Here is a 590-nt window from a genome sequence, read left to right as displayed (position 1 = left end):
GGGGACGAACTCCCTGACCTGGGGTGACTACGGGCCCGACGCCGGCGCGGCGAACCCGGACCGTGGCCCGATGGGCTACGTGGAGTGGAACGCCGTGGGCCTCGACGACCCGCACAACTCCGGCTGGCCGTACTGCCACGGCCCGAACGCCGCGTACAACGAGTGGGACTTCGGGACCGCCACCCCGGGCGAGTTCTTCGACTGCGCCGCGCCGCAGAACAACTCCCGCTGGAACACGGGCCTCACCGACCTGCCCGCGTCTCGCGCGGCGACCCTGTACTACGGCGACCGGCCGGGCGACCAGCCGCGTGACGAGCTGGTGAACTTCGGTACGGGCAACGGTCAGGGCCCGATGGGTGGACCCGTCTACCACTACGACGCCGACAACACCGCGCCGGGCAAGTTCCCCGAGTACTGGGACAAGAAGGCGTTCTTCGGTGAGTTCTCCCAGGACTACTACGCGGCGTTCAGCGTGGACTGGTCCACGTTCGAGGTCGGCACGATCGAGGACTTCTTCCCCAACAGCGCCTTCGAGGCCGCGGGCATGAAGACGCACGACAACCCGATCGACCTCGAGTTCGGTCCGGACG

General features: G+C 68.5%; 1 pseudogene. It reads left to right on the top strand.

Annotated features, from left to right (window positions below):
* Nucleotides 1–590, top strand: a pseudogene (locus ACYVJ0_RS13720) (PQQ-dependent sugar dehydrogenase); the annotation flags it as partial.

Source organism: Microbacterium petrolearium (assembly GCF_054782875.1).
This window is presented reverse-complemented; position numbering and strand designations above follow the sequence as displayed.